General features: G+C 73.2%; 18 protein-coding genes and 1 pseudogene. 16 read left to right on the top strand and 3 right to left on the bottom strand.

What is annotated here, in order from left to right; all coding sequences use genetic code 11:
• Positions 1-49: 49 nt before the first annotated feature.
• The 4 genes from ACT3TZ_RS07585 (at position 50) to ACT3TZ_RS07570 (ending at position 4,536) form a co-directional block, all read left to right on the top strand.
• On the top strand, positions 50-406 hold the full coding sequence (locus ACT3TZ_RS07585; RefSeq protein WP_444582795.1) for a YraN family protein: 357 nt from the start codon (positions 50-52) through the stop codon (positions 404-406).
• On the top strand, positions 403-1,962 hold the full coding sequence (locus ACT3TZ_RS07580) for a YifB family Mg chelatase-like AAA ATPase (RefSeq protein WP_444582794.1): 1,560 nt from the start codon (positions 403-405) through the stop codon (positions 1,960-1,962). The genes ACT3TZ_RS07585 and ACT3TZ_RS07580 overlap by 4 nt, the downstream gene beginning before the upstream one ends.
• Positions 1,959-3,290 (top strand): DNA-processing protein DprA, encoded by a 1,332-nt coding sequence (dprA, locus tag ACT3TZ_RS07575; RefSeq protein ID WP_444582793.1) that lies wholly within the window; start codon positions 1,959-1,961, stop codon positions 3,288-3,290. Before ACT3TZ_RS07580 ends, dprA begins: the two co-directional genes overlap by 4 nt.
• Before the next feature lie 160 nt (positions 3,291-3,450).
• A complete protein-coding gene (locus ACT3TZ_RS07570) occupies positions 3,451-4,536 on the top strand; it encodes a tyrosine-type recombinase/integrase (RefSeq protein ID WP_444582792.1) in 1,086 nt (361 codons plus the stop codon).
• Positions 4,537-4,839: 303 nt separating this feature from the next.
• Here the strand turns inward: ACT3TZ_RS07570 and ACT3TZ_RS07565 are convergent, their stop codons facing one another.
• The gene (locus ACT3TZ_RS07565) at positions 4,840-5,517 is read right to left on the bottom strand and encodes a murein hydrolase activator EnvC family protein (protein WP_444582791.1); all 678 of its coding nucleotides are present in this window, start codon (positions 5,515-5,517) and stop codon (positions 4,840-4,842) included.
• Positions 5,518-6,485: 968 nt separating this feature from the next.
• On the opposite strand from ACT3TZ_RS07565, the gene rpsB reads away from it, so the two are divergent.
• The 6 genes from rpsB (at position 6,486) to rlmN (ending at position 12,250) form a co-directional block, all read left to right on the top strand.
• Positions 6,486-7,415 carry a 30S ribosomal protein S2 gene (rpsB, locus tag ACT3TZ_RS07560; protein WP_444582790.1) on the top strand — a complete coding sequence of 310 codons (930 nt, stop codon included), beginning with the start codon at positions 6,486-6,488 and terminating at the stop codon, positions 7,413-7,415.
• Between the two features lie 90 nt (positions 7,416-7,505).
• Positions 7,506-8,330, top strand: coding sequence for a translation elongation factor Ts (gene tsf / locus ACT3TZ_RS07555; protein WP_444582789.1), 825 nt, complete (start codon positions 7,506-7,508; stop codon positions 8,328-8,330).
• Between the two features lie 258 nt (positions 8,331-8,588).
• Positions 8,589-9,347 (top strand): UMP kinase, encoded by a 759-nt coding sequence (pyrH, locus tag ACT3TZ_RS07550; RefSeq protein WP_444582788.1) that lies wholly within the window; start codon positions 8,589-8,591, stop codon positions 9,345-9,347.
• Positions 9,348-9,427: 80 nt separating this feature from the next.
• Complete coding sequence (gene frr, locus ACT3TZ_RS07545) at positions 9,428-9,994, top strand: ribosome recycling factor (protein ID WP_444582787.1); 567 nt, start codon at positions 9,428-9,430, stop codon at positions 9,992-9,994.
• A 103-nt stretch (positions 9,995-10,097) separates the two neighbouring features.
• Positions 10,098-10,961, top strand: a complete 864-nt coding sequence (locus ACT3TZ_RS07540) for a phosphatidate cytidylyltransferase (protein ID WP_444582786.1) — start codon at positions 10,098-10,100, stop codon at positions 10,959-10,961.
• Complete coding sequence (gene rlmN, locus ACT3TZ_RS07535) at positions 10,958-12,250, top strand: 23S rRNA (adenine(2503)-C(2))-methyltransferase RlmN (protein ID WP_444582785.1); 1,293 nt, start codon at positions 10,958-10,960, stop codon at positions 12,248-12,250. The genes ACT3TZ_RS07540 and rlmN overlap by 4 nt, the downstream gene beginning before the upstream one ends.
• A gap of 560 nt (positions 12,251-12,810) precedes the next feature.
• Here the strand turns inward: rlmN and ACT3TZ_RS07530 are convergent.
• Positions 12,811-13,410 (bottom strand): annotated as a pseudogene (locus tag ACT3TZ_RS07530) (phospholipase); the annotation flags it as partial.
• Positions 13,411-14,336: 926 nt separating this feature from the next.
• Here ACT3TZ_RS07530 and ACT3TZ_RS07525 point away from each other — a divergent pair.
• The 6 genes from ACT3TZ_RS07525 (at position 14,337) to ACT3TZ_RS07500 (ending at position 21,513) form a co-directional block, all read left to right on the top strand.
• A complete protein-coding gene (locus ACT3TZ_RS07525) occupies positions 14,337-14,885 on the top strand; it encodes a DivIVA domain-containing protein (protein WP_444582784.1) in 549 nt (182 codons plus the stop codon).
• On the top strand, positions 14,882-16,108 hold the full coding sequence (gene dxr, locus ACT3TZ_RS07520; RefSeq protein ID WP_444582783.1) for a 1-deoxy-D-xylulose-5-phosphate reductoisomerase: 1,227 nt from the start codon (positions 14,882-14,884) through the stop codon (positions 16,106-16,108). Before ACT3TZ_RS07525 ends, dxr begins: the two co-directional genes overlap by 4 nt.
• Positions 16,105-17,448, top strand: coding sequence for a M50 family metallopeptidase (locus tag ACT3TZ_RS07515; protein WP_444582782.1), 1,344 nt, complete (start codon positions 16,105-16,107; stop codon positions 17,446-17,448). The genes dxr and ACT3TZ_RS07515 overlap by 4 nt, the downstream gene beginning before the upstream one ends.
• Positions 17,449-17,574: 126 nt before the next feature.
• On the top strand, positions 17,575-18,732 hold the full coding sequence (ispG, locus tag ACT3TZ_RS07510) for a flavodoxin-dependent (E)-4-hydroxy-3-methylbut-2-enyl-diphosphate synthase (RefSeq protein ID WP_444582781.1): 1,158 nt from the start codon (positions 17,575-17,577) through the stop codon (positions 18,730-18,732).
• Positions 18,733-18,737: 5 nt separating this feature from the next.
• Positions 18,738-19,583 carry a GNAT family N-acetyltransferase gene (locus ACT3TZ_RS07505; protein ID WP_444582780.1) on the top strand — a complete coding sequence of 282 codons (846 nt, stop codon included), beginning with the start codon at positions 18,738-18,740 and terminating at the stop codon, positions 19,581-19,583.
• Between the two features lie 160 nt (positions 19,584-19,743).
• On the top strand, positions 19,744-21,513 hold the full coding sequence (locus tag ACT3TZ_RS07500; RefSeq protein ID WP_444582779.1) for a proline--tRNA ligase: 1,770 nt from the start codon (positions 19,744-19,746) through the stop codon (positions 21,511-21,513).
• 16 nt (positions 21,514-21,529) lie between these two features.
• Here the strand turns inward: ACT3TZ_RS07500 and ACT3TZ_RS07495 are convergent, their stop codons facing one another.
• The gene (locus ACT3TZ_RS07495) at positions 21,530-22,174 is read right to left on the bottom strand and encodes a WYL domain-containing protein (RefSeq protein WP_444582778.1); all 645 of its coding nucleotides are present in this window, start codon (positions 22,172-22,174) and stop codon (positions 21,530-21,532) included.
• Positions 22,175-22,352: the final 178 nt, after the last annotated feature.

Here is a 22,352-nt window from a genome sequence, read left to right as displayed (position 1 = left end):
ACCCTCGACATCACGTGCGCGTGCTGCGGAGCCCCCGACGATCCGCGCGATGTCGCGTCCGCAGATCGGGCGGCTGGGCGAGGACATCGCGGCGGCGCATCTCGCGGCGCGGGGCTGGTACATCCTGCAGCGGAACTTCCGGGTGGCCCGCGGCGAGCTGGACATCATCGCCCTGGACGGCTCGACCCTCGTGTTCGTCGAGGTCAAGACGCGCCGCACCATCTTGTCGGGGGTCCCGCAGGCGGCCGTCGACCAGCGCAAGCTGCGGCGCATCCGCCACCTCGCCGGGTACTACCTGATGGAGCACTCGCCGCCCCACCGCGATCTCCGGGTCGACGTCCTCGCGGTGATGGTCGCCGATGACCTCCCGCCCGAGATCGAGCACGTCGTCGGGGTGGGGTCATGAGCCTGGGGCGGACGCTGTCGGTCGCGCTGACGGGTCTGCAGGGCACGGCGGTCGAGGTCGAGGCGGACGTCTCGGCGGGGTTGCCAAGCTTCACCGTCGTCGGTCTCCCGGATTCCTCGATGCTGCAGGCCCGAGAGCGGGTGCGCACGGCGTGCGGGCGGATCGGCAGCCCGGTCGCGGCGCGCCGGATCACGGTGAACCTGGTTCCTGCCTACCTGCCCAAGTCCGGGTCGGGCTTCGATCTGGCGATCGCTGTGGCCGTGCTCGCGGCGCACGAGGTGGTGCGGACGGAGCAGGTGGCGCGGGTGATCCATCTCGGGGAGCTGGGGCTGGACGGCAGGCTCCGGCCGGTGCCGGGGATCCTGCCTGCGCTCCTGGCCGCTCGGGACGCCGGGCACGAGCGCGCGGTGGTGCCGGGAGCCAATGCGGACGAGGCCCGCCTGGTCCCGGGGATCGAGGTGCTCGTCGCCGAGGACCTCGCCGAGGTGGTCCGGCACCACGGTGGCCAGGCCCGACTCCGCCTGGAGCTGCCCGACCCCACCGGCCCGAGCCCCGAGCGCACCCGGCCCTCGGGCCCGCCGGTCGTTTCGAGGCCTGTCCGCATCGACTTCGCGGACGTGATCGGCCAGGCGCAGGCCCGCAGGGCCGCCGAGGTCGCCGCCGCCGGGGGCCACCACCTGCTGCTCACCGGACCACCCGGGGCGGGCAAGACGATGATCGCCACCCGCATCCCCTCGATCCTGCCCGACCTCTCCGCCGAGGACGCCCTGGCGGCCAGCGCCATCCACTCGGTCGCAGGACGCTTCGACGCCGCCCAGGGTCTGCTGCGGCGACCGCCGTTCGAGAACCCCCACCACACCGCCACTCCCGCTTCTGTGGTCGGCGGGGGAGCGGGCCTCGCCCTGCCCGGTGCGATCTCCCGCGCGCACGGCGGGGTGCTGTTCCTCGACGAGGCCCCGGAGTTCTCGGCCCGCGTGCTCGAAGCGCTCCGCGAACCCCTCGAGTCCGGGGACATCACCCTGCACCGGGCTCGGGGCGTCACCCGCTACCCCGCGCGCTTCCAGCTGGTCCTCGCCGCCAACCCCTGCCCGTGCGGCAACGCCTGGGGCACGGGTGCCGACTGCAGCTGCACCCCCCTGGCCCGACGCCGCTACCTGACGCGCCTGTCCGGCCCGGTGCTGGACCGCATCGACATGCGCGTGCCGGTCGGCCCGGTGGACGTGCACCGGGACGCCCACGGTGACCCCGCGGAGTCGAGCGCCGAGGTCTCCACGCGCGTCGCGACGGCCCGGGCCCGCCAGCGCGCCCGGTTCCAGGACGCTCCGTGGTCCCTGAACGCCCAGATCCCGGGGCCGTTGCTGCGGCGCGAGTTCGCACCTCGTGCGGAGGACGCGCGGCTCCTGGACCGCGCCGTGGAGGCAGGGCGGCTCACGCTGAGGGGTCACGACCGCGTGCTGCGCCTGGCCTGGACGCTGGCCGACCTCGATGCCACGGATCGGCCGTCGGCCGAGCACATCGGGCACGCCCTGGCCCTGCGCGGAGGGGGTGCCCGATGAGCGCCGTCGACCCCACGATTCCGCAGACCCGGCACGCCGGCGAATGGGCGCAGCACCATCGAGAAGACACGGGGCAGGAGCACCTCGCCGCCTCGGAGCAGGAGCGCCGCGCACGCATCGTGTGGTCCCACGTCGCCGAGCCCGAGGACCCCGTCGCTCTGCTGGCACGGGCGGTGCTCGGGCCGGTCGGCGCGCTGACCATGCTCGAGGAGGCCACACCTGCGGAGGCCCTCGCAGCGCTGACCCCCGAGGTATCCCGGTGCGGCACGGGCGGTGGGATCCCCGATGAGGCGTCCCCATGGGCACCGGGCCGCGGCACGTACGCCGCGGACCTCCGACGCGTCGACGCCGCCCTCGAGCGATGGCGCGTGCGTCACGCCGCGCTCGACCTCCCGGCCGTGGTCTCCCTGGCCGCACGCCGTGGCCTGCGGGTGCTCATCCCGGGGGACCTGGCGTGGCCGGACTCGATGGCCGACCTCGGCGTGACCGCCCCGCACTGCCTGTGGGTGGCCGGCCCGGGCCGCCTCCCTGGGTCCTCCGCCCAGGCTCCGGCCATCGCCTTCGTCGGCTCGCGTGCCTCGACGGCCTATGGCGAGGATGCCGCGAGCTCGCTCGCCGCGGGGATCGCGGGCCGGGGAGGCTGCGTGGTCTCCGGCGGCGCGTACGGCATCGATGCCGCCGCGCACCGAGGGGCGCTCGCCGCCGGCGCAGGATCGACCGTCGCCGTGCTGGCCGGTGGGCTGGACCTGCTGTACCCGCGGGGGAACACCCGCCTGCTCGAGGCGATCGGCACACGGCACGCTCTGGTCTCGGAGGCCCCACCGGGGACAGCTCCCACCCGCTGGAGATTCCTGGCCAGGAACCGGCTGATCGCGGCCCTGGCCCAGGTCACCGTGGTGGTCGAGGCGTCCTGGCGCTCGGGCGCGCTGTCCACCGCCCGCCACGCCGACGACCTGTCGCGTCCGGTCGGTGCCGTGCCCGGGCCGATCACGTCGGCGGCCTCTGCGGGGTGCCATCGACTGATCCGCGACCGTGGCGCGGTGCTCGTCACGGAGGTGACGCACGTCCTGGACCTCGTGCGAGGCGGCGCGGCAGCAGGGGAGGGGCAGAGCGAGCATGCACGTCAGGACGAGCTCGACCTGCTGAGCTCCTCGGACCGGCGGGTCCTCGACGGGATCCCGCCCCGCTCCGGGATCGACGTGGAGCGCCTCGCGGTCCTGTGCGCGGTCCCGGAGAGCACCGTCCGCGCAGGCATCGCGCGACTCGAGCTGCTGGGTCTCGTCCACACGATGGGCGACCGTGTCGGACGCGCGCGAGAGCGACGCTGACCGGAAGCGGCACAGCGGGAGAGCAATGCTGACCGCGCGCGACGCAGTGCGGCAGCGACTCCGATCGGCTGGGGCACCCGGCGAGCACGACGCTGACCGGGACCCGCCGTCGTCGCGGATGGCGAGGGGATGCCCTGCTCGCAGTGGCAGACTCGAGGTCATGACGACGCAGGAGGCCGAGCGTGCGGAGCGGGGGAGCCAGCGCGCGACGCGGGGCACCGCACAGCGCGCGGGCGGCCGCGCGGCACCGGTGCCCCCGAGGGTTCTCGATCCTCGGGACGAGGTCGTGATCGAGGAGTACCGCCGGCACCTGGACCTCGAACGCGGCCGCTCCCCGCACACCGTCAGCGGCTACGTCCGCGAGGCCACGACGCTCCTCCTCCACCTCCGCACGACGGAGCGCCTGGAGCTCCCCGAGCTGGACATCGCGGCACTGAGATCGTGGCTCGCCTCCCGCGCGGACGGCGGAGCCGGGACCGCGACGCTCGCACGCTCGGCCGCCGCCGCCCGGACGTTCACGGCCTGGCTGACCGCGACCGAGCGGATCCCTCACGACGCCGGTCGCCGCCTGCGTCCCCCGAAGCGCGGGCGTCACCTCCCAGGCGTGCTCACGGTCGATCAGACCGCCCACCTCGTCGATGCTCCGACCGAGCGCGCCGCGGGGGGCGCGGGAACCGAACAGGTCCAGAGCACCACCGGAACCGCGGAGGTCGACGAGCCCGGCAACCGTCGCGCCCGCGCTCTCGCCCTGCGGGACGCCGCGGTCCTGGAGATCCTCTACTCCAGCGGGCTGCGGGTCTCGGAGCTGGTCGCGCTGGACCTCACGAGCATCGATCCCGAGCAGCGGACCCTGCGGGTCACGGGCAAGGGGGACAAGGAACGCGTGGTCCCCATCGGCATCCCCGCCCTGCGTGCCGTGCGGGCCTGGACGGATTCCGGGCGTGACGTGCTGGCCCGTCCCGAGGCGGGCCGTGCACTGCTCATCGGTGCCCGCGGCGGACGTCTCGGGGTCCGGGCGGTGCGGGACATCGTCGACGCCTCGGCGCGCGACGCCGGGATCGCGCGCCACGTCACCCCGCACACCCTGCGCCACAGCGCGGCGACACACCTCGTCGAGGGCGGCGCCGACCTCCGCAGCGTCCAGGACTACCTGGGGCACTCCTCGCTCGCGACGACGCAGATCTACACGCACGTCTCCGCCGAACGGCTCCGCAGCACTTTCGAGCAGGCGCACCCACGGGCTTGACCTGGGACGGCAGACCTCGGCGAGCCTGACACGATCCGTCGGAATGCGGAACGCGGAACGCGGGACACGGGACACGGAAAGCAGAAGTCAGAAGTCAGAAGTCAGAAGTCGGAACGCAGAACTCAGAACGCGGAAGGCGGGCGGCGGACGGCGCAAACCGGAGTGCGTCCCGAACCCGGTGCGATGGATGTGCCCAGCGCACCGGCCGCCCCTGCCTCCGCGCGCTCGGAGCCCTGGGCCAGCTGTCCCGAGTGCGGGCGCCGTGCGCCGCCCGCGGTGGGTCACCGTGAGAGGCCCGTCCGGTCATCCACCCCGCTCGACACCCTCGACGGCGCGCAACATCTCCGCGACCGCGGCGATCGCGGCGATCGCGGCGACGGACTCGGCGTGCCCGCGCGCGTCGGCCTCCGTCGCGACGGGCCCGGGTCCCTCTCCTTCCCCACCCGGTTCCGCTCGGACCCCCGCGCTCGGACCGCCCCCGCCGCCGCCCGCGCCAGCAGCGCCCGCTCGGGCACCTCCGAGGGGCAACAGCACGCTCGGCCCGCGCATCCCGAGCAGCAGCATCGGATCGAGGTAGTCGTCGCCGCGACGTGCACCGAGGTGCAGGCATGCCGCCTCGGCGCAATGGCTCCCCGCGCCGACGAGCTCGCCCAGCACCGCCCCTGTGGACACCACGTCACCGGCCGTGACCGTCGCCGTGACCGGCTCGTACGTCGAGATGAGCCCGTCGGCGTGCAGCACCGAGACCACCCCGCGCCCGGCGACCGGCCCGGCGAAGCGCACCACCCCGCCCTCGACGGCGAGCACGCGGGTGCCGCCGCCTGCGAGATCCACCCCACGGTGCCCCGGGCCGTACGCGTGGGCGGGGGCCTCGAAGGGGCGCACCACCCGATACGGAGGATCCACCGGCCACGACCAGCGGGGTGCCGGGGGAGCGGCCTCGACGCCGCCCGCACCCAGCACCGAGCCGAGCGCGACCACGAGGACGACGAGGACATGCCCGAGGGCCCCGGGCCGCCAGGAGCCACGGGACCGCCGATCGGCACCGGACCCTTCCCCGTCGCCGGGCAGCTCCCGGTGGCCGGACCGCTCCCCGCGATCGGACCGCGACCCGCGATCGGACGACTCCCCGTGTCCAGATCGTTCCCCGTGGCCGAATCCCTCTGCGGAACATGACACGCCCTCGGCACGAGCATCCCGGGTGCGCGCCCGATGCGGCGACGAGGTGCCGCCCGCGCCCCCGCGGGGCGGCTCACCCCCGAGCGGGTGCGGTGGTGCGACGGTGGTCATGCCCCGACCCTGCGGGATGTCCCCGCGCCCGGCACCCCCCGAACCGGAGATGACGATGACCGGCACCTGGGGAGGGAACCCGGCAGCGTCATCCCAGCACCCAGCACCCAGCACCCAGCACCCAGCACCCAGCACCCAGCACCCAGCCCCGGCGCCTGCCCCCGGCACCCGGCCACACCCTCTCGCACCTCACACTCCGCCGCACCTCACACCCCGCGGCCCCGATTCCGGGATGCCCCGCACGCCGGCCTCGGATAGACTGCCGTCAGCATCCGGTGTGTCCGGATGACTTCGCGTGCCCCGCACGGGAAGCCCGGGATCCTTGTCCCGCGACGCACGACCGCCTCAGAACGTCATCGGGTCCGCCCCGGTGCCGTGCACGGCCCGCAGCATTCCTCGGAGTGCGGCAGGCCCTCCCGGCGGCCCCGCATCGCGACGGCACGGATCCCGGAGCCCACCGCGCATCTCGCACCATCGGTCCTCGTGATCGGCCCGGAGCTTTCGCCCCGGCTCGTCACGCGGGCGGTCGGATCGGGGGCACCAGGCTCCGTCGCCGTCCGGCGTCGGAGGAACAACCGAGAACACAGGTCCTGCGCGAGGACCGCGGACGCCCGAGCGGGCGCGTCGCGCGAGCCCAGGACCCGAGAAAGAGGACCCTCATGGCAGTCGTCACCATGCGCCAGCTCCTGGAGAGCGGCGTCCACTTCGGTCACCAGACCCGTCGCTGGAACCCGAAGATGAAGCGCTACATCTTCACCGAGCGCAACGGCATCTACGTCATCGACCTGATGCAGACGCTCACCTACATCGATGCGGCGTACGAGTTCGTCAAGCAGACCGTGGCCCACGGCGGCTCGATCCTGTTCGTCGGCACCAAGAAGCAGGCCCAGGAGTCCATCCGCGAGCAGGCCACCCGCGTGGGCATGCCCTACGTGAACCAGCGCTGGCTCGGCGGCATGCTCACCAACCTGCAGACCGTCTCCTCGCGCGTGAACCGCCTCAAAGAGCTCGAGCAGATCGACTTCGACGACGTGGCTGGCTCCGGCTTCACGAAGAAGGAGCTGCTCATCATGCGCCGCGAGAAGGACAAGCTCGAGCGCACCCTGGGCGGCATCCGCGACATGGCCCGCACCCCCAGCGCGGTCTGGATCGTGGACACCAACAAGGAGCACCTCGCGGTCGACGAGGCCCAGAAGCTCAACATCCCCGTCGTCGCGATCCTCGACACCAACTGCGATCCCGACGAGGTCAACTACCCGATCCCGGGCAACGACGACGCGATCCGCGCCGTCACGCTGCTGACCCGCGTGGTGGCCGACGCCGTCGCCGCGGGCCTCCAGGCGCGCCACGACCGGTCCGAGAAGGGCGAGCGCAACGTCTCGGCCGTCGACGCCGAGCCGCTGGCCGAGTGGGAGCAGGAGCTCCTCAAGCAGTCCGAGGTGCAGCAGGAGCAGGCCGCCGCCGAGGCGACCCCGACCGTCCCGGCCCCCGAGGCCTCGGACGTCGAGGCCGAGACCATCGTCGACGCCGAGGAGGACGCGAAGGCGTCCGCCGGCGAGACCGAGGTCCAGACCGAGCCCTCCGCGTGAGGTCCCCGTCCGGGCGCCCCTCCGCGGGCGCCCGGACGGCCCCACCACCATCTTCGTATCCGTACCTCTCCCATCAGGAAGAAGGACCACATGGCCAACTACACGGCTGCTGACATCAAGGAGATCCGCGAGTCCACCGGCGCGGGCATGCTGGACGTCAAGAAGGCTCTCGACGAGGCCGAGGGCGACAAGACCAAGGCCGTCGAGCTGATCCGCGTCAAGGGCCTCAAGGGCATCGCCAAGCGCGAGGGCCGCAGCGCGTCCGAGGGCCTCGTGGCCGTCGACGTGCGGGACACCGACGGCGGCCAGACCGGCACGCTCGTCGAGCTCAACTGCGAGACCGACTTCGTGGCCAAGAACGACAAGTTCGTGGCCCTGGGCGACGAGGCCGTCGCCGCCGCCGTCGCCAGCGGCGCCACCGAGCCCGAGCAGCTCGCGGGCACCCCGTTCGGCGAGGCCCTGACCAACGCCGGCGCGACCATGGGCGAGAAGATCCTCGTCCGTCGCATCGGCCGCGCCTCCGGCGAGAAGGTCACCTCGTACATGCACCGCACCAACAAGGACCTGCCCCCGCAGGTCGGCGTCCTCGTCGCGAGCGACGAGGCCGGTGCGACCGTGGCGCGCGACGTCGCGATGCACATCGCGGCGTTCTCCCCGAAGTACCTCACGCGCGAGGAGGTCCCCGCCGAGATCGTCGCCGACGAGCGCCGCATCGCCGAGGAGACCGCGAAGAACGAGGGCAAGCCCGAGAAGGCCCTGCCCAAGATCGTCGAGGGGCGCCTCAACGGCTTCTTCAAGGAGAACGTGCTGCTGGACCAGCCGTTCGCCAAGGAGCCCAAGAAGTCCGTGGGCGCGATCGTCCAGGAGGCGGGCGGCACCCTCACCGGGTTCGTGCGCTTCCGCGTCGGCAACTGATCACGCCGCAGAGTCCGGGACCGATCCGGTCCTGAGCATCGAAGGCCCCCTCCGTGAGGAGGGGGCCTTCGCGCGTCCCGGCCCACCCGACGCACGCCGAGGGATGCAGAGGGGCGCCCCGCCACGTGATGCCCGGGCGCAGCGCGACCGCGGCACGTCTCACCCCTGTGTCCTACCTCCCGCGCATCCTCTCCAGCACCCGTGGCGCGAGGGGTCATCGGTATCATCTCCGTCGAGCCCCGTCCCGGAAGGACCCCCATGCCCCAGGCAAGCATCACCTCGCAGATCCCCGTCCTCCCCAAGAGCACCGAGGGGCGCCGGGTCCTGCTGAAGCTCTCGGGAGAGGCGTTCGGCGGCGGCAAGGTCGGCGTCGACCCCGACGTCGTGTCCCGGATCGCCGGCGAGATCGCCGAGGGCGTCGCCTCGGGCGTCGAATGCGCGATCGTCGTGGGCGGCGGCAACTTCTTCCGCGGCGCCGAGCTCTCCCAGCGCGGCATGGACCGTCGTCGCGCCGACTACATGGGCATGCTCGGCACCGTGATGAACTGCCTCGCGCTCCAGGACTTCCTCGAGCAGAAGGGCGTCTCGACCCGCGTCCAGACCGCCATCAGCATGGGCCAGGTCGCCGAGCCCTACCTCCCGCTGCGGGCCGTCCGCCACCTCGAGAAGGGCCGCGTCGTGATCTTCGGCGCCGGCGCCGGGATGCCGTACTTCTCCACCGACACCGTCGCCGTCCAGCGGGCGCTGGAGATCGGCTGCCACGAGGTGCTCATGGCCAAGAACGGCGTGGACGGCGTCTACACCGCCGACCCCCGCATCGACCCCGAGGCCACCAAGCTCGCCCACGTCACCTACGCCGACGCGCTGCGCGAGGGACTGCGGGTGGTCGACGCGACCGCCTTCAGTCTCTGCATGGACAACTCCCAGCCGATGATGGTGTTCGGCCTGGACGCGCCCGGCAGCATCACCCGGGCGATGCGCGGGGAGCGCATCGGCACCGTCGTCACCGGCGGCTGACGCGCATCCCCGCGCTCCGCGCGGGACAATGGACCACCGCACGCACTGACCTGCACGTACCGAGACATGAGGAGCACCCCGTGAGCGATGACATCTCCGGCATCCTGAAGGACGCCCAGTCCAAGATGACCAAGACCGTCGAGGTCACCAAGGAGGACTTCGCCGCGATCCGCACCGGCCGGGCCAACGCCGCGATGTTCGACAGCATCACCGTGGACTACTACGGGGCGCCGACGCCGCTGAACCAGCTGGCCGGCCTGCAGTTCCCCGAGGCACGCACGATCATCGTCACGCCGTACGACCGCACCGCGACCACCGCGATCGAGACCTCGCTGCGCGAGTCCGACCTGGGCGTCAACCCCACCAACAACGGCGACAACCTGCGCCTGGTGCTGCCGGCGCTGACCGAGGAGCGTCGCCGCGACTACGTCAAGCTCGCCAAGAACAAGGCCGAGGACGGCCGGATCGCGGTGCGAGGCACCCGCGGAAACGCCAAGAAGGCCATCGAGAAGCTGGTCAAGGACAAGGAGATCGGCGAGGACGAGGGCACCCGCGCCGAGAAGGACCTCGAGGGCGTGACCAAGAAGTACATCGAGAAGATCGATGCCGCGCTGACCGCCAAGGAGACCGAGCTCGAGACGGTCTGACCGCCTCCGTTCGTCCCACCCCGTGTCCCACGCAGCCCCGTCCGGCAGGACCGCACCGACCGCCCCGGCGCATGCCGGGGCGGCACCGGTCGACGCCACGACGATGCCCTCGGACCCCGGGGCGGCACCGGTGGATCCCGAGGCCTCGCCTCCGCGCCGCCGCGGTGCCGGCCGCAACCTGCCCGCCGCGATCGGGGTGGGCCTGGGACTGGGCGCCCTGCTGCTCCTGAGCCTGTTCGTCGTCCCGATCGCGATCGTGCCGCTCGTGGGCCTGGGCCTCGTGCTGGGGACCTTCGAGTGCGTCCGCGCCCTCGACAACGGCGGCCTGCGGGTCCCGCTCGTGCCGGTCCTCGTGGGCGCCGTCGGCATGGTCGTGTCCACGGAGGTCTTCGGCGTCGACGGTCTGGTCGTCTCGATGGCCGTCTCCATCAGCGTGGTCCTGGTCTGGCGGGTGCTCGAGGCCACGGGCCTGGCGACCGCCCGGGACGTCGCCGCCGGGGTGTTCACCCTGGCCTGGGTGCCGTTCCTCGGCTGCTTCGTCCTGCTCCTGCACTCCCAGCCCAACGGCGCCTTCCTCGTGCTGCTGGCGCTCGTCGTGCCGATCATGAACGACATCGGCGGCTACATCGCCGGCGTCCTGTTCGGCGCGCACCCGATGGCGCCCCGGATCAGCCCCAAGAAGAGCTGGGAGGGCTTCTTCGGCTCGATGCTCTTCGGCACCGGATCGGCCGTCGCGATCATCACGCTGTGGATCGACCACCCCTGGTGGATCGGCCTCGTGATCGGCCCCGTCCTGGTGCTGCTGTCCACCTGCGGCGACCTCGCCGAGTCCCTGCTCAAGCGGGACCTCGGCATCAAGGACATGGGCACGCTGCTCCCCGGCCACGGCGGCGTGCTCGACCGGATCGACTCGATGCTGCTCGCGGCCCCCGCGACGTTCATCCTCCTGGAGGTGCTGACCCCGTGACCACCCACGACCTGCCCGACCCCACCGTCTCGGCGGGAGCTCCCCGCGCGGTGCCCGACCTCTCCCGCGAGATCGTCCCCGACCAGCCCGTGGCGCTGGCCCCCGGCCAGCTGCAGCTGCGTCCCGCGCGCCGCGGCAAGGCCCCCGCCCACCTCGTGGACCTCTCCCTCGACCAGCGCGTCGACGCGGTCAAGGAGCTGGGGCTGCCGGGCTTCCGCGCCAAGCAGCTCTCGCTGCACTACTTCGAGCACGCCACCACCGACCCCGCGGCGATGACGGACCTCCCGCAGGACGGACGCGAGGAGCTCGTCGCCCGGTTCTTCCCGCAGCTGCTGACGCTCGTGTCCCGGCAGAGCGCGGACCACGGCGCGACCCAGAAGCTCCTGTGGCGCCTGTTCGACGGCTCGCTCGTGGAGTCCGTGCTCATGCGCTACCCGGGCCGGATCACGCTGTGCATCTCCTCCGAGGCCGGCTGTGGGATGAACTGCCCCTTCTGCGCGACCGGGCAGATGGGCCTGACCCGCAACCTCTCGGCCGCCGAGATCGTCGAGCAGGTGCGCGTGGCCAACCGCATGCTGGCCGACGGCGACCTGCCCGGCGGAGGCGGCCGCGTCTCCAACATCGTCTTCATGGGCATGGGGGAGCCGCTGGCCAATTACCGGGCCGTCGCGACCGCCTGCAAGCGACTGCACGAGCCCTCCCCGGAGGGCTTCGGGATCTCCGCCCGCAACATCACGGTCTCGACGGTGGGCCTGGCGCCGGCCGTGCGCAAGCTCCTGGCCGAGAAGATCCCCGTGACCCTCGCGGTCTCCCTCCATGCCCCGGACGACGAGCTGCGCAACGAGCTGGTGCCGATCAACACCCGCTTCGACGTCGACGACATCCTCTCGGCCGCCCACGAGTACTTCGAGGCCACGGGGCGACGCGTCAGCATCGAGTACGCCCTGATCCGCGACATCAACGACCAGGCGCATCGGGCCGATCTCCTGGGCCGCAAGCTCGTGGCCAAGGGCGGAACCCGCTGGGTGCACGTCAACCCCATCCCGCTGAACCCCGTCAAGGGCTCGAAGTGGACCGCCTCGGACCCGTACGTGGAGAAGGAGTTCGTCGAGACGCTGCGCTCCCACGGGATCTCCACCACGATCCGCGACACCCGCGGCTCCGACATCGACGGCGCCTGCGGGCAGCTGGCCGCCGAGGTGCTCGAGACCGACGCCCACCGGGCGGATCGCGAGGCACGCGTGGCCCGCGTCGAGGCCGTCGCAGGCCGGGACGACAGCGGGGACTGACGACGTCCGTGCCGTCGCCGGACGGGATGAGGGCGGGGACTGACGACGCCCGTGCCATCGCCGGACGGGACGACGCCGGGGACTGACGACGCCCGCGCCGTCTCCGCCGACCGTGGGGCCCCATCCGCGGAGACGCGGACGGTGGATCCATGGCCCTCAGAAGGTGTCGGTGCCCCGCAGTCCCCGCGGCCGTCCGTCGGGATCATCGGCCAGGTGGTACACGAGGCGCCCCGCGGGCAGGTCGCGCCGCGGGATCGGGAGCGCCCGATAGGTGCGCAGCTGCCCCGGGGCCGCGCCCCCACCCTGCCGCCGTCGTGCCAGGCGTCGAGCGCCCCGGCCGCGTCACGGAAGGCCCCGAACACCTCGACGGGGTCCACCAGCCCGGTGTCGTCCGCGCGGCCCAGGTGCTCCCGGGCCAGCTCCAGGCGCACCTCCCGCGGCAGCCTGCGGGCCGGATCGGCGTCGTCCCGGACGCACAGGGGCTCGCGCGCGTCCGCCGTCGCGTCGACGACCGCGCACGTCAGCTCCGTGTCGAAGGTCCACGAGCGCAGGTTCACGTTGTCCGAGCCGATGGTCATCCACACGTCGTCGACCATGCAGGTCTTGGTGTGCACGTAGATCGGGGTCCCCGCGGCGTTCTCGATCCCGTAGACCCCCACCCGGTCGCCGCCGGCGGCCCGCAGGGCATCGAGCGCCGCGGCCCGGGCGCTCATGGCGCTCGCATCGGCGATCGGCGTGTCCGCGGTCGTGTAGGTCGACAGGACGATGATCAGGCGCAGCGCGGGGCTGCGCCGCAGCGCATCGGCGAAGCACGAGACGACCTCCGCGTTCCACACGTACTGGTCCTCGAGGTAGACGAGGGACTGGGCTCGCGACAGCGCCTTGACGTAGCCGTGGGCGACGCTGCGCTCGCCCTGGGGGGCGAAGGGGAAGCGGGGGATCTTGGGCGGGAAGGTGCGCAGGACCTGCACGTCGTGCGTGCCGCCGGCGGCGACCGGATCGGGCAGCTGGGGCGGGAGCGGCCGGGGATGCAGCACATCGCGGTGCAGCACGGCGTCCAGGCGGTTGATCGGGTCCGGGGCAGGGGAGGAGGGATCCTCCCAGCGCTCGCGGAAGTTGGCCTCGACGTCGCCGACCGCGGGACCCTGCACCTGGATCATGAGGTCGTGCCAGGCGGGAGGGTCGCCCCAGATCGCGCCCATCGCGACCTTCTGCGGATCGCCGTGGTGCGCGGCGTCGTCGCGACGCGTGTGGCACAGGTCCTGGCCGCCGACGAAGGCCACGTCGCGCTCGGGACGGCCCGGATGCCGGGCGACGACGAACTTCTGGTGGTGGCATCCCATCGGCGGGACCCTCTGGTCCAGCACCACCTCGCCGCCGGCGCGGCGCACGGTGTCCGCGAGGTCCCGGTTGTTGCGCTCGGAGTAGTGCAGGAGGTCGAGATGGGAGCGCCAGAACAGGCCGCGCACGTCGACGCCCCGGGTCGCGGCCGCGACCAGCAGCGCGGAGACGGTGGGGCCCTCGGGGGTCAGGAGCTCGTCGCCGTCGCCGCGCCAGTCGGTGAACAGGAGCAGGTCACCTGCCCGCATCCCCTCGACCACCTCCACCAGGCGCCGGAAGTACGCGACCCCGTGGACGAGCGCCGATGTGGCGTTGCCGTGCGAGAAGGCCGCCCCGTCGCGACGGTAGGTCAGGCGCGTGAAGGGGTTGCCGCGCTCCTCGGCGGTCAGGAACCACGCCTCGGCTCCGGCCCCAGGAGTGCCGTCCGGACCGGTGCCGTACGCACCAGTTCCGCTCGGATCTCCGCCGTCCGGACCGCTGCCGGTCGCGGGGCCGCCGGACGCTTCGGTGCTCTCCGATGCCGTGCTCTCCGATGCCGTGCTGTGCGGGGCGGTGCTCATGGGAGCATTCTGGCCCCCGACATGGCCGCACGGGAGTCCCCGCCGCGTCGTGCGGCGCCCTCCCATCCCCGGGACACTAGAGTGGGGGCGCCCCCGGGCGCGCTCGTCGGCCCTGCACCGGCATGGTGCAGCCCCAGCGCGCACTCCGCGGGCCGTTCCCGTCTCCCGCCCGTGGAAGGTCCATCGTGAGCACATCGTTCGAGCGCGTCTCGCGCTTCAGCACCGGCTACGACGTCCGCGAGGTCGACGAGTTCCTGGCCCGGGCGCGCGCCGCCTACGAGGGCCAGGACACGGGATTCTCCCCGACGGACATCACCACGGTGAGCTTCTCGACCGAGCGCGGCGGCTACGCCATGCGCGTGGTCGACGAGGCGCTGGACCGGCTCTCGGACGCCTTCTCCCTGCGCGCGCGCGATGCGGCGATCGCCTCCCGCGGCGAGGACGCCTGGATCCGCGACCTCACCCGTCGCGCCGAGGTGCTCAAGGAGCGTCTCGAGCGCCCCGCCGGGGAGCGTTTCGCGCCGGCCCCTGACGGCCACTCCGCGTACGACCGCAGCGACGTCGACGGCCTGTGCGACGAGCTCGTCGCCTACTTCGCCGAGGGCCATCCCATGAGCGTCGACGATGTCCGGCGCGCCGCCTTCCGCCGCAAGAAGGGCGCCGACGGGTACTCCGAGGCCGTCGTCGACGTGTACCTCGATCACGTCGCGGACGTGATGGCCTCCGTCCCGTGACCGACCTCGGACCCGCCGCCCGCGCGCGGGACCGACGCGTCGTCGTCCTGGGTTCGACCGGGTCGATCGGCACCCAGACCCTCGACGTCCTGGAGCGCTACCCGGACGTCGCGACGCTCACGGGGCTCGCCGTCTCCGGCTCCCGCCCGGAGCTCGTGGCCCGCCAGGTCCTCGCGCACCGCCCCGAGGTCGTCGCCGTCTCGGACCCCGAGCACGCCGAGGCGGTGGCCGCCGCGATCCGCACGGCCCTGGCCCCCGAGCACCGGGAGGCCCCTGCCCTGCGCGTCGGGGAGGAGGCCGTCGTCGAGCTCGCCGGGTCCCTGGGGCCCGGCGACGTCGTCGTCAACGCCGTCACGGGGTCCATCGGCCTGGCGCCCACCCTCGCGGTGCTCGCCTCCGGCGCCCGTCTGGCGCTGGCCAACAAGGAATCCCTCGTCGCTGGCGGCGCCCTCGTCACCCGCGCCGCCGCCCCCGGGCAGTTCCTGCCCGTGGACTCCGAGCACACCGCGATCGCCCAGGCCCTCGCGGGGGTGCGTCCCGACCAGGTCGCCCGCCTCGTCGTGACGGCCTCCGGAGGCCCCTTCCGCGGACGCACCCGGGCCGAGCTCGGGGACGTCACGCCCGAGCAGGCGCTGGCCCATCCCACCTGGCAGATGGGCCGCGTGATCACCACCAACTCCGCGACCCTCGTCAACAAGGCGCTCGAGGTCATCGAGGCCTGCTGGCTGTTCGGGCTGCCCGAGGACCGTGTCGACGTCGTCGTGCACCCCCAGTCGATCGTCCACTCGATGGCCACGCTCGTCGACGGCTCGACGATCGCCCAGGCCAGCCCCCCGGACATGCGCCATGCGATCGGCTGGGCGCTGGCCCACCCCGAGAAGCTGCCCGGGCTCGCCCGGCCCCTGGACTTCACCCGGCCCGCGACCTGGACCTTCGAGCCGGTCGACGAGGGCACCTTCGGGGCCATCGCCCTGGCACGTGCCGCCCACCGGCGCGGCGGCGGCGCGATGGCCGCCTACAACGCCGCGAACGAGGAGGCCGTCGACGCCTTCTTCGCCGGGCGCCTCACCTTCTGGGGGATCGTCGACCTCATCGGATGCGTCCTCGAGGACCCCGCCCTGCCGCACGCGGATCCCGCAGGCGGCCTCGCGGCGATCCTCGCCGTCGAGGAGCACGCACGGCGCCGGGCCCGGGAGCTCGTGGCCGCGGGGGAGGGCGCATGACCATCGCGCTGTACGCGCTCGGCGTCCTGCTCGTCGCCATCGGGATCGGCATCTCGATCGCCCTGCACGAGCTGGGCCACCTCACCGCCGCCAAGGCCTTCGGGGTCCGCGTCACCCAGTACATGATCGGCTTCGGGCCCACCGTGTGGTCCCGGCGTCGCGGCGAGACGGAGTACGGCGTCAAGCTGCTGCCGCTGGGCGGATACGTGCGGATGATCGGCATGTACCCGCCGCACAAGGGGGAGGCCCCCGGCACGATCCGCGAGGACTCCACGGGGCTCTTCCAGCAGATGGCGCACGACGCCAAGGAGTTCGAGGCCTCGCAGTACGGCCCCGAGGAGCAGTCGCGCACCTTCGTGGCGCTGTCGGTGCCCAGGAAGCTCGTCGTGATGCTCGCCGGCCCTGTCATGAACCTCCTGATCGCCGTGGTCCTGCTCGCCGTGCTGCTGTGCGGCTTCGGGCTGCCTGCGGTCACCAACCAGGTCTCGAGCGTCTCGCAGTGCGTGCTGCCGGCCGATGCTCCCGAGGGCACCGCCTGCGAGGGCCGCCCCGAGGCGCCTGCGCTCGCCGCCGGCATCCGTCCCGACGACGTCATCGTCTCGATCGACGGTACCGAGAACCCCACCTGGGAGGCCGTCTCGACCGCGATCCGGGGGGCGGGGGACCGCACCGTCCCGGTCGTCCTCGAGCGCGACGGGCAGCGGCTCACCGTCCAGGCCACCCCGATCGTCGACGCGCGCCCCGTGTACGGGGCCGACGGCGAGGTCGAGCGGGAGGCCGACGGCTCGGTGCGCACCGAGCAGGTGGGCTTCCTGGGCGTCTCCGGCACCCGGGACCTCGTGCCCCGGCCCGTGACGGAGGTGCCCGGTGCGGTGTGGGACACGTTCGTGGGCACGGCGAAGATCGTCGTCACCCTGCCCGTGCGCCTCGTGGACGTCGCCGTGGCTGCCTTCGGCGACGCACCCCGCGACCCGAACGGGCCCATCGGCGTGGTGGGCGTCTCGCGGCTGGCCGGGGAGGTCGTCTCCGCCGACCAGCCCGGCTTCGAGGTCAAGGAGAAGCTGTTCACGCTCGTGTCGATGCTCGCCTCGCTGAACATGGCGCTGTTCGTGTTCAACCTGATCCCGCTCATGCCGCTGGACGGCGGGCACGTCGCCGGCGCCCTCCTGGAGGGCGCGCGCCGGCGGATCGCCCGCTGGCGCGGCCGGCCCGACCCGGGTCCGGTGGACATGTCCAGGATGCTCCCGGTCACCAACGTCGTCGCGATCGCCTTCTTGGCCATGACCCTGCTGCTGGTCTACGCCGACATCGTCCGGCCGGTCACCCTGTTCGGCCCCTGACGCGGCACGGGACCGGAGGACCGGCCGTGGCGGCGCTCACGCCCCCTGTGGAGGAGACGTGCAGGTGATGTCCCCGACGCGGCGGACCGCTCCCGGTTCCGGGCGCGCGGTGGAATCATGGGGGGCGTGACTTCCGTGAGCCTCGGCATCCCCACCCTCAAGGAGCAGCCGCGCGTCCTCGCCCCGCGCCGCGCCTCCCGCAAGGTCAAGCTCGGCGACATCGCGGTGGGTGGCGACGCCCCCGTCACGGTGCAGTCGATGACCACGACCCCCACCCACGACATCAACGCCACGCTCCAGCAGATCGCGGAGCTGACGGCGTCCGGCTGCGACATCGTGCGGGTGGCGTGCCCCCGTCAGGAGGACGCCGACGCGCTCGTCGCGATCGCCGCGAAGTCGCCGATCCCCGTGATCGCCGACATCCACTTCCAGCCCAAGTACGTGTTCGCCGCGATCGAGGCCGGCTGCGCGGGGGTGCGCGTGAACCCCGGCAACATCCGGCGCTTCGACGACCAGATCAAGGACATCGCCCAGGCCGCCAAGGACCACGGCACGGCCCTGCGGATCGGCGTCAACGCCGGCAGCATCGACCAGCGCATGATGAAGGACCGCGCTCGCGTGACCCCCGAGGCGCTCGTCGAGTCCGCCGTGTGGGAGGCCTCCCTGTTCGAGGAGCACGACTTCCACGAGTTCGGGATCTCCGTCAAGCACAACGACCCCGTGATCATGGTCGAGGCCTACCGCCAGCTCGCCGCGCGCGGCGACTGGCCGCTGCACCTGGGCGTCACCGAGGCCGGTCCCGCCTTCCAGGGCACCATCAAGTCCTCCGTCGCCTTCGGGATCCTGCTGGCCGAGGGGATCGGCGACACGATCCGCGTGTCCCTGTCGGCGCCTCCCGTCGAGGAGGTCAAGGTCGGCATCCAGCTGCTCCAGTCGCTGAACCTGCGCCCCCGCAAGCTCGACATCGTCTCGTGCCCCTCCTGCGGCCGCGCCCAGGTGGACGTCTACACCCTCGCCGAGAAGGTCACCGAGGGCCTCAAGCACCTCGAGGTCCCGCTGCGCGTGGCCGTCATGGGCTGCGTCGTCAACGGTCCCGGCGAGGCCCGCGAGGCGGACCTCGGCGTGGCCTCCGGCAACGGCAAGGGTCAGATCTTCGTCAAGGGCGAGGTCATCAAGACCGTCCCCGAGGCCGACATCGTCGAGGTCCTCCTCGAGGAGGCCAACCGCATCGCCGCGACCATGGAGGAGTCCGAGGATTCCTCCCCGACGGTCTCGGTGAGCTGACCCCCATGTTCCGACGCGCAGATCGGCTGCGGCCGCTGCGGGTCGGGACGCTCGAGCTCGCCGCCCGCCTGGCCGCGACCGATCCGCTGGTCAACACCCTCGTGGGGTTCCGCCTGCGGGAGCTCTCGCACTCCGCCCCGGCGCTGTCCGAGGAGTTCTGCGTCGCGGGGCCCGAGGACGACCCCACGGCGCTGCTGTGGCACGGCGCCAACGTCTCCACGGTGTGCGCCGACGAGGCCACCGTGACCCTGTTCGCGGACCGCCTCGCCTCCCAGCGGCGCCGCGCGGGCTCGATCGTGGGCGTGCGCGAGGACGTCGAGCTGCTCTGGGCTCGTCTGGCCCCGGCCTGGGGTCCCGCCCGGGAGCTGCGCTGGTCCCAGCCGCTCCTGGAGGCGACCGCGGAGCCGACGGTGGCCCCCGACCCCGAGCTGCGGCCCGCCGTCCCCGGCGAGGAGCCCCTCGTCTTCCCCGCGAGCGTCGCGATGTTCCACGAGGAGGTCGGCATCGACCCGACCGCGTACGACGGCGGTCGCTCCTATCTGCGCCGCGTCGGCGAGCTCATCGCCGCGCAGCGCACCTACGTCGTCGTCCGCGACGGTCGCGTCGCCTTCAAGGCCGATGTCGGGGCGGTCTTCGGGGGCGTCGCGCAGATCCACGGCGTGTGGGTGGACCCGGGGCTGCGCGGCGAGGGCCTGGCACGTCGCGCCATGGTCGCCGCCACCCGTCACATCCGTGCCACCACGGCCCCCCGGGTGTCGCTGTACGTCAACAGCTTCAACCTCCCGGCACGCCGCGCCTACGCCGCCGCCGGCTTCCGCGAGCACGGGCAGCTCTCGACGATCCTGTTCTGAGCCTCGCCGGACGCCCGGGGCAGGGCCCGGGAGCGGTGGGCTCGAGCGGGCAGGGCCCGAGGGTGCCAGGGTCCGGCGTGCTCGCGCCGGGTGGGGCCGCCGCTCCCCGTACGATGGTCCCGGCGCCGAGCGCCCCTGCACGCCCCGAGAAAGGCACCCCATGATCCGCATGTCCTCCTCGTTCATCCGCACGCTGCGGGAGGACCCCTCGGACGCCGAGGCCGCGAGCCACCGCCTGCTCGTGCGCGCCGGGTACATCCGCCGCAGCGCACCGGGCATCTACACCTGGTTGCCGCTGGGGCTGCGCGTCCTGCGTCGCGTCGAGCAGATCGTGCGCGAGGAGCAGGAGCGGATCGGCGGCCAGGAGGTGCTGTTCTCCGCGCTCCAGCCGCGCGCGCCCTACGAGGCGACCGGCCGGTGGGACGAGTACGGCCCCGCCCTGTTCCGCCTCCAGGACCGCCGCCGCGACGACTACCTCCTGGCGCCCACCCACGAGGAGATGTTCACCCTCATCGTCAAGGACCTGTACTCCTCGTACAAGGACCTCCCGGCGATGCTGTTCCAGATCCAGACGAAGTTCCGCGACGAGGCGCGGCCGCGCGGCGGCCTGCTGCGCGTGCGCGAGTTCGTCATGAAGGACGCCTACTCCTTCGACGTCGACGATGCCGGGCTCGACGCCTCCTACGAGCTGCAGCGCACCGCCTACGCCCGGACCTTCGCCCGCCTGGGCCTGGAGACCGTCATCTGCCAGGCCGACGCCGGCGCCATGGGGGGATCCCGCTCCGAGGAGTTCCTCCACCCCACGCCCGTGGGGGAGGACACCTTCGTGCTGTCCGAGGGCGGCTACGCCGCCAACGTCGAGGCCGTCACGACCGTCGCCCCGCCCGCCCTGGACGAGGCGGCCATCGCCGCGCTGCCCGCCGCCCACGTCGAGGCGACCCCGGGCGCGAGCACCATCGCCGCCCTCACCGACTTCTCGAACGAGGCGTTCCCCCGCGAGGCGGGGGAGTGGACCCGCTACGAGATGCTCAAGCACCTCGTCTACCTCCTGCACCACCCCGACGGCACCGCCGAGCCGCTCGTGATCGCGCTGCCCGGGGACCGCGAGGTCGGCGAGAAGCGCCTCGAGGTGGCCGTGGCCCCCGCGGTCGCCGTGCCCTTCACCGCGGAGGACTTCGCCGCGCACCCGGTGCTGGCCAAGGGGTACATCGGCCCCGAGGGCCTGGGCGCCGACGCCCCGGCGGGCATCCGCTACCTCGTGGACCCCCGCGTCGTGCCCGGCACCGCCTGGGTCGCGGGCGCGGGCCGCGAGGGCCACCACGTCTACGACCTGGTCTTCGGACGCGACTTCACCGCCGACGGCACGATCGAGGCCGCCGAGGTGCGCGACGGCGATCCGGCGCCCGACGGCTCCGGCCCGCTGCGGCTGACGCGCGGCATGGAGATGGGCCACATCTTCCAGCTCGGACGCAAGTACGCCCAGGCGCTGGGCCTGACCGTCCTCGACGAGAACGGCAAGCAGGTGGTCGTGACGATGGGCTCCTACGGGATCGGGGTCACGCGCGCCGTCGCTGCCATCGCCGAGTCCTGCCACGACGACAAGGGCCTGACCTGGCCACGCGCGATCGCCCCCGCCGACGTGCACGTCCTGGCCACCGGCAAGGACGCCGCTGTGTTCGACGAGGCCGAGCGGATCGCCGGCGAGCTCGAGGCCCAGGGCCTCACGGTGCTCTACGACGACCGCCCCAAGGTGTCCCCGGGTGTGAAGTTCAAGGACTCCGAGCTGCTGGGCGTGCCCACCATCGTCGTGGTCGGCCGGGGCCTGGCCTCGGGAGTCGTCGAGCTTCGCGACCGCGTCTCCGGCACGGCCGTCGAGGTCGCCCCGGGCGAGGTCGTGGCACGCACCCTCGCGGACGTCCGGGCCGGCTGAGCCGGGCCCCCGCCCGTCACACGGCGGGCGCTCCGTGTCGGCGTGCGAGGTCGCGGGCGAGCGCTCCGAAGCGCGCCCGGGCCTCGGGCGGCGCCAGGACCTCGATGTGGTCCCCGAACTGGAGCAGCTGGCGCACCGACTCGACCTCGGTGCACAGCACGCGGATCGAGCACCAGCCGTCCTGTGCCGCGGAGACCTCCGTGAGGCGACCGCCGAGGATCCGCCGCGCGCGATCGACCGCGGCGTCGCGGAGGAGGGCGCTCACCCGGATCCGACCGGGTTCCTCGGTGCGCACCCGCAGCTCGTCCCACACGGTGCGCAGCGTGCGGCCCGGCCGGAGGACGGCCGGGGCCTCGAGCGCCTCGGCCCCCGAGAGCCGCGCGAGGGCGAACAGCCGGGCGGTCCCCTCGGCGTCGGCGACGAGGTACCAGCGGCCCGCCTTCACCACGAGACCGTAGGGGTCGACCACCAGGGTCGCGGGCCCGGTCTCCGCGCTGCGGCGGTAGCGGATCCGCATCCGGCGTCGGTGGCGAAGCGTCGCGGCCAGGTCCGCGACGTCCGTCTCCGCGCCGTCGGCCTCCGCCCTCGGCGCCGTGAAACAGGCGGTGCCGTCGACAAGGACGAGGTCTGCCAGGGGCGGCAGGTCCGGGGTGCCGGGCACCGACGCGCGGCGGAATCCCGGGCCTCCGCCAGGCCCAGACGCTGCAGGTGACCGCCGTCGGCGCCTGCGACCTCGAGCGCCTCCCGCTCCGGGGGATCCAGGTGCGAGACGTTCAGCCGTGCCCCGGGCAGCAGCATGATCCCCCCGCTGCGGCCCCGCTGGGCGTAGACCGGCACCC

Source organism: Brachybacterium sp. AOP25-B2-12 (genome assembly GCF_052378625.1).
Lineage (GTDB): Bacteria > Actinomycetota > Actinomycetes > Actinomycetales > Dermabacteraceae > Brachybacterium.
Note: the sequence above shows the minus strand (reverse complement) of the source record. Positions and strands in the feature narration are given on the sequence as shown.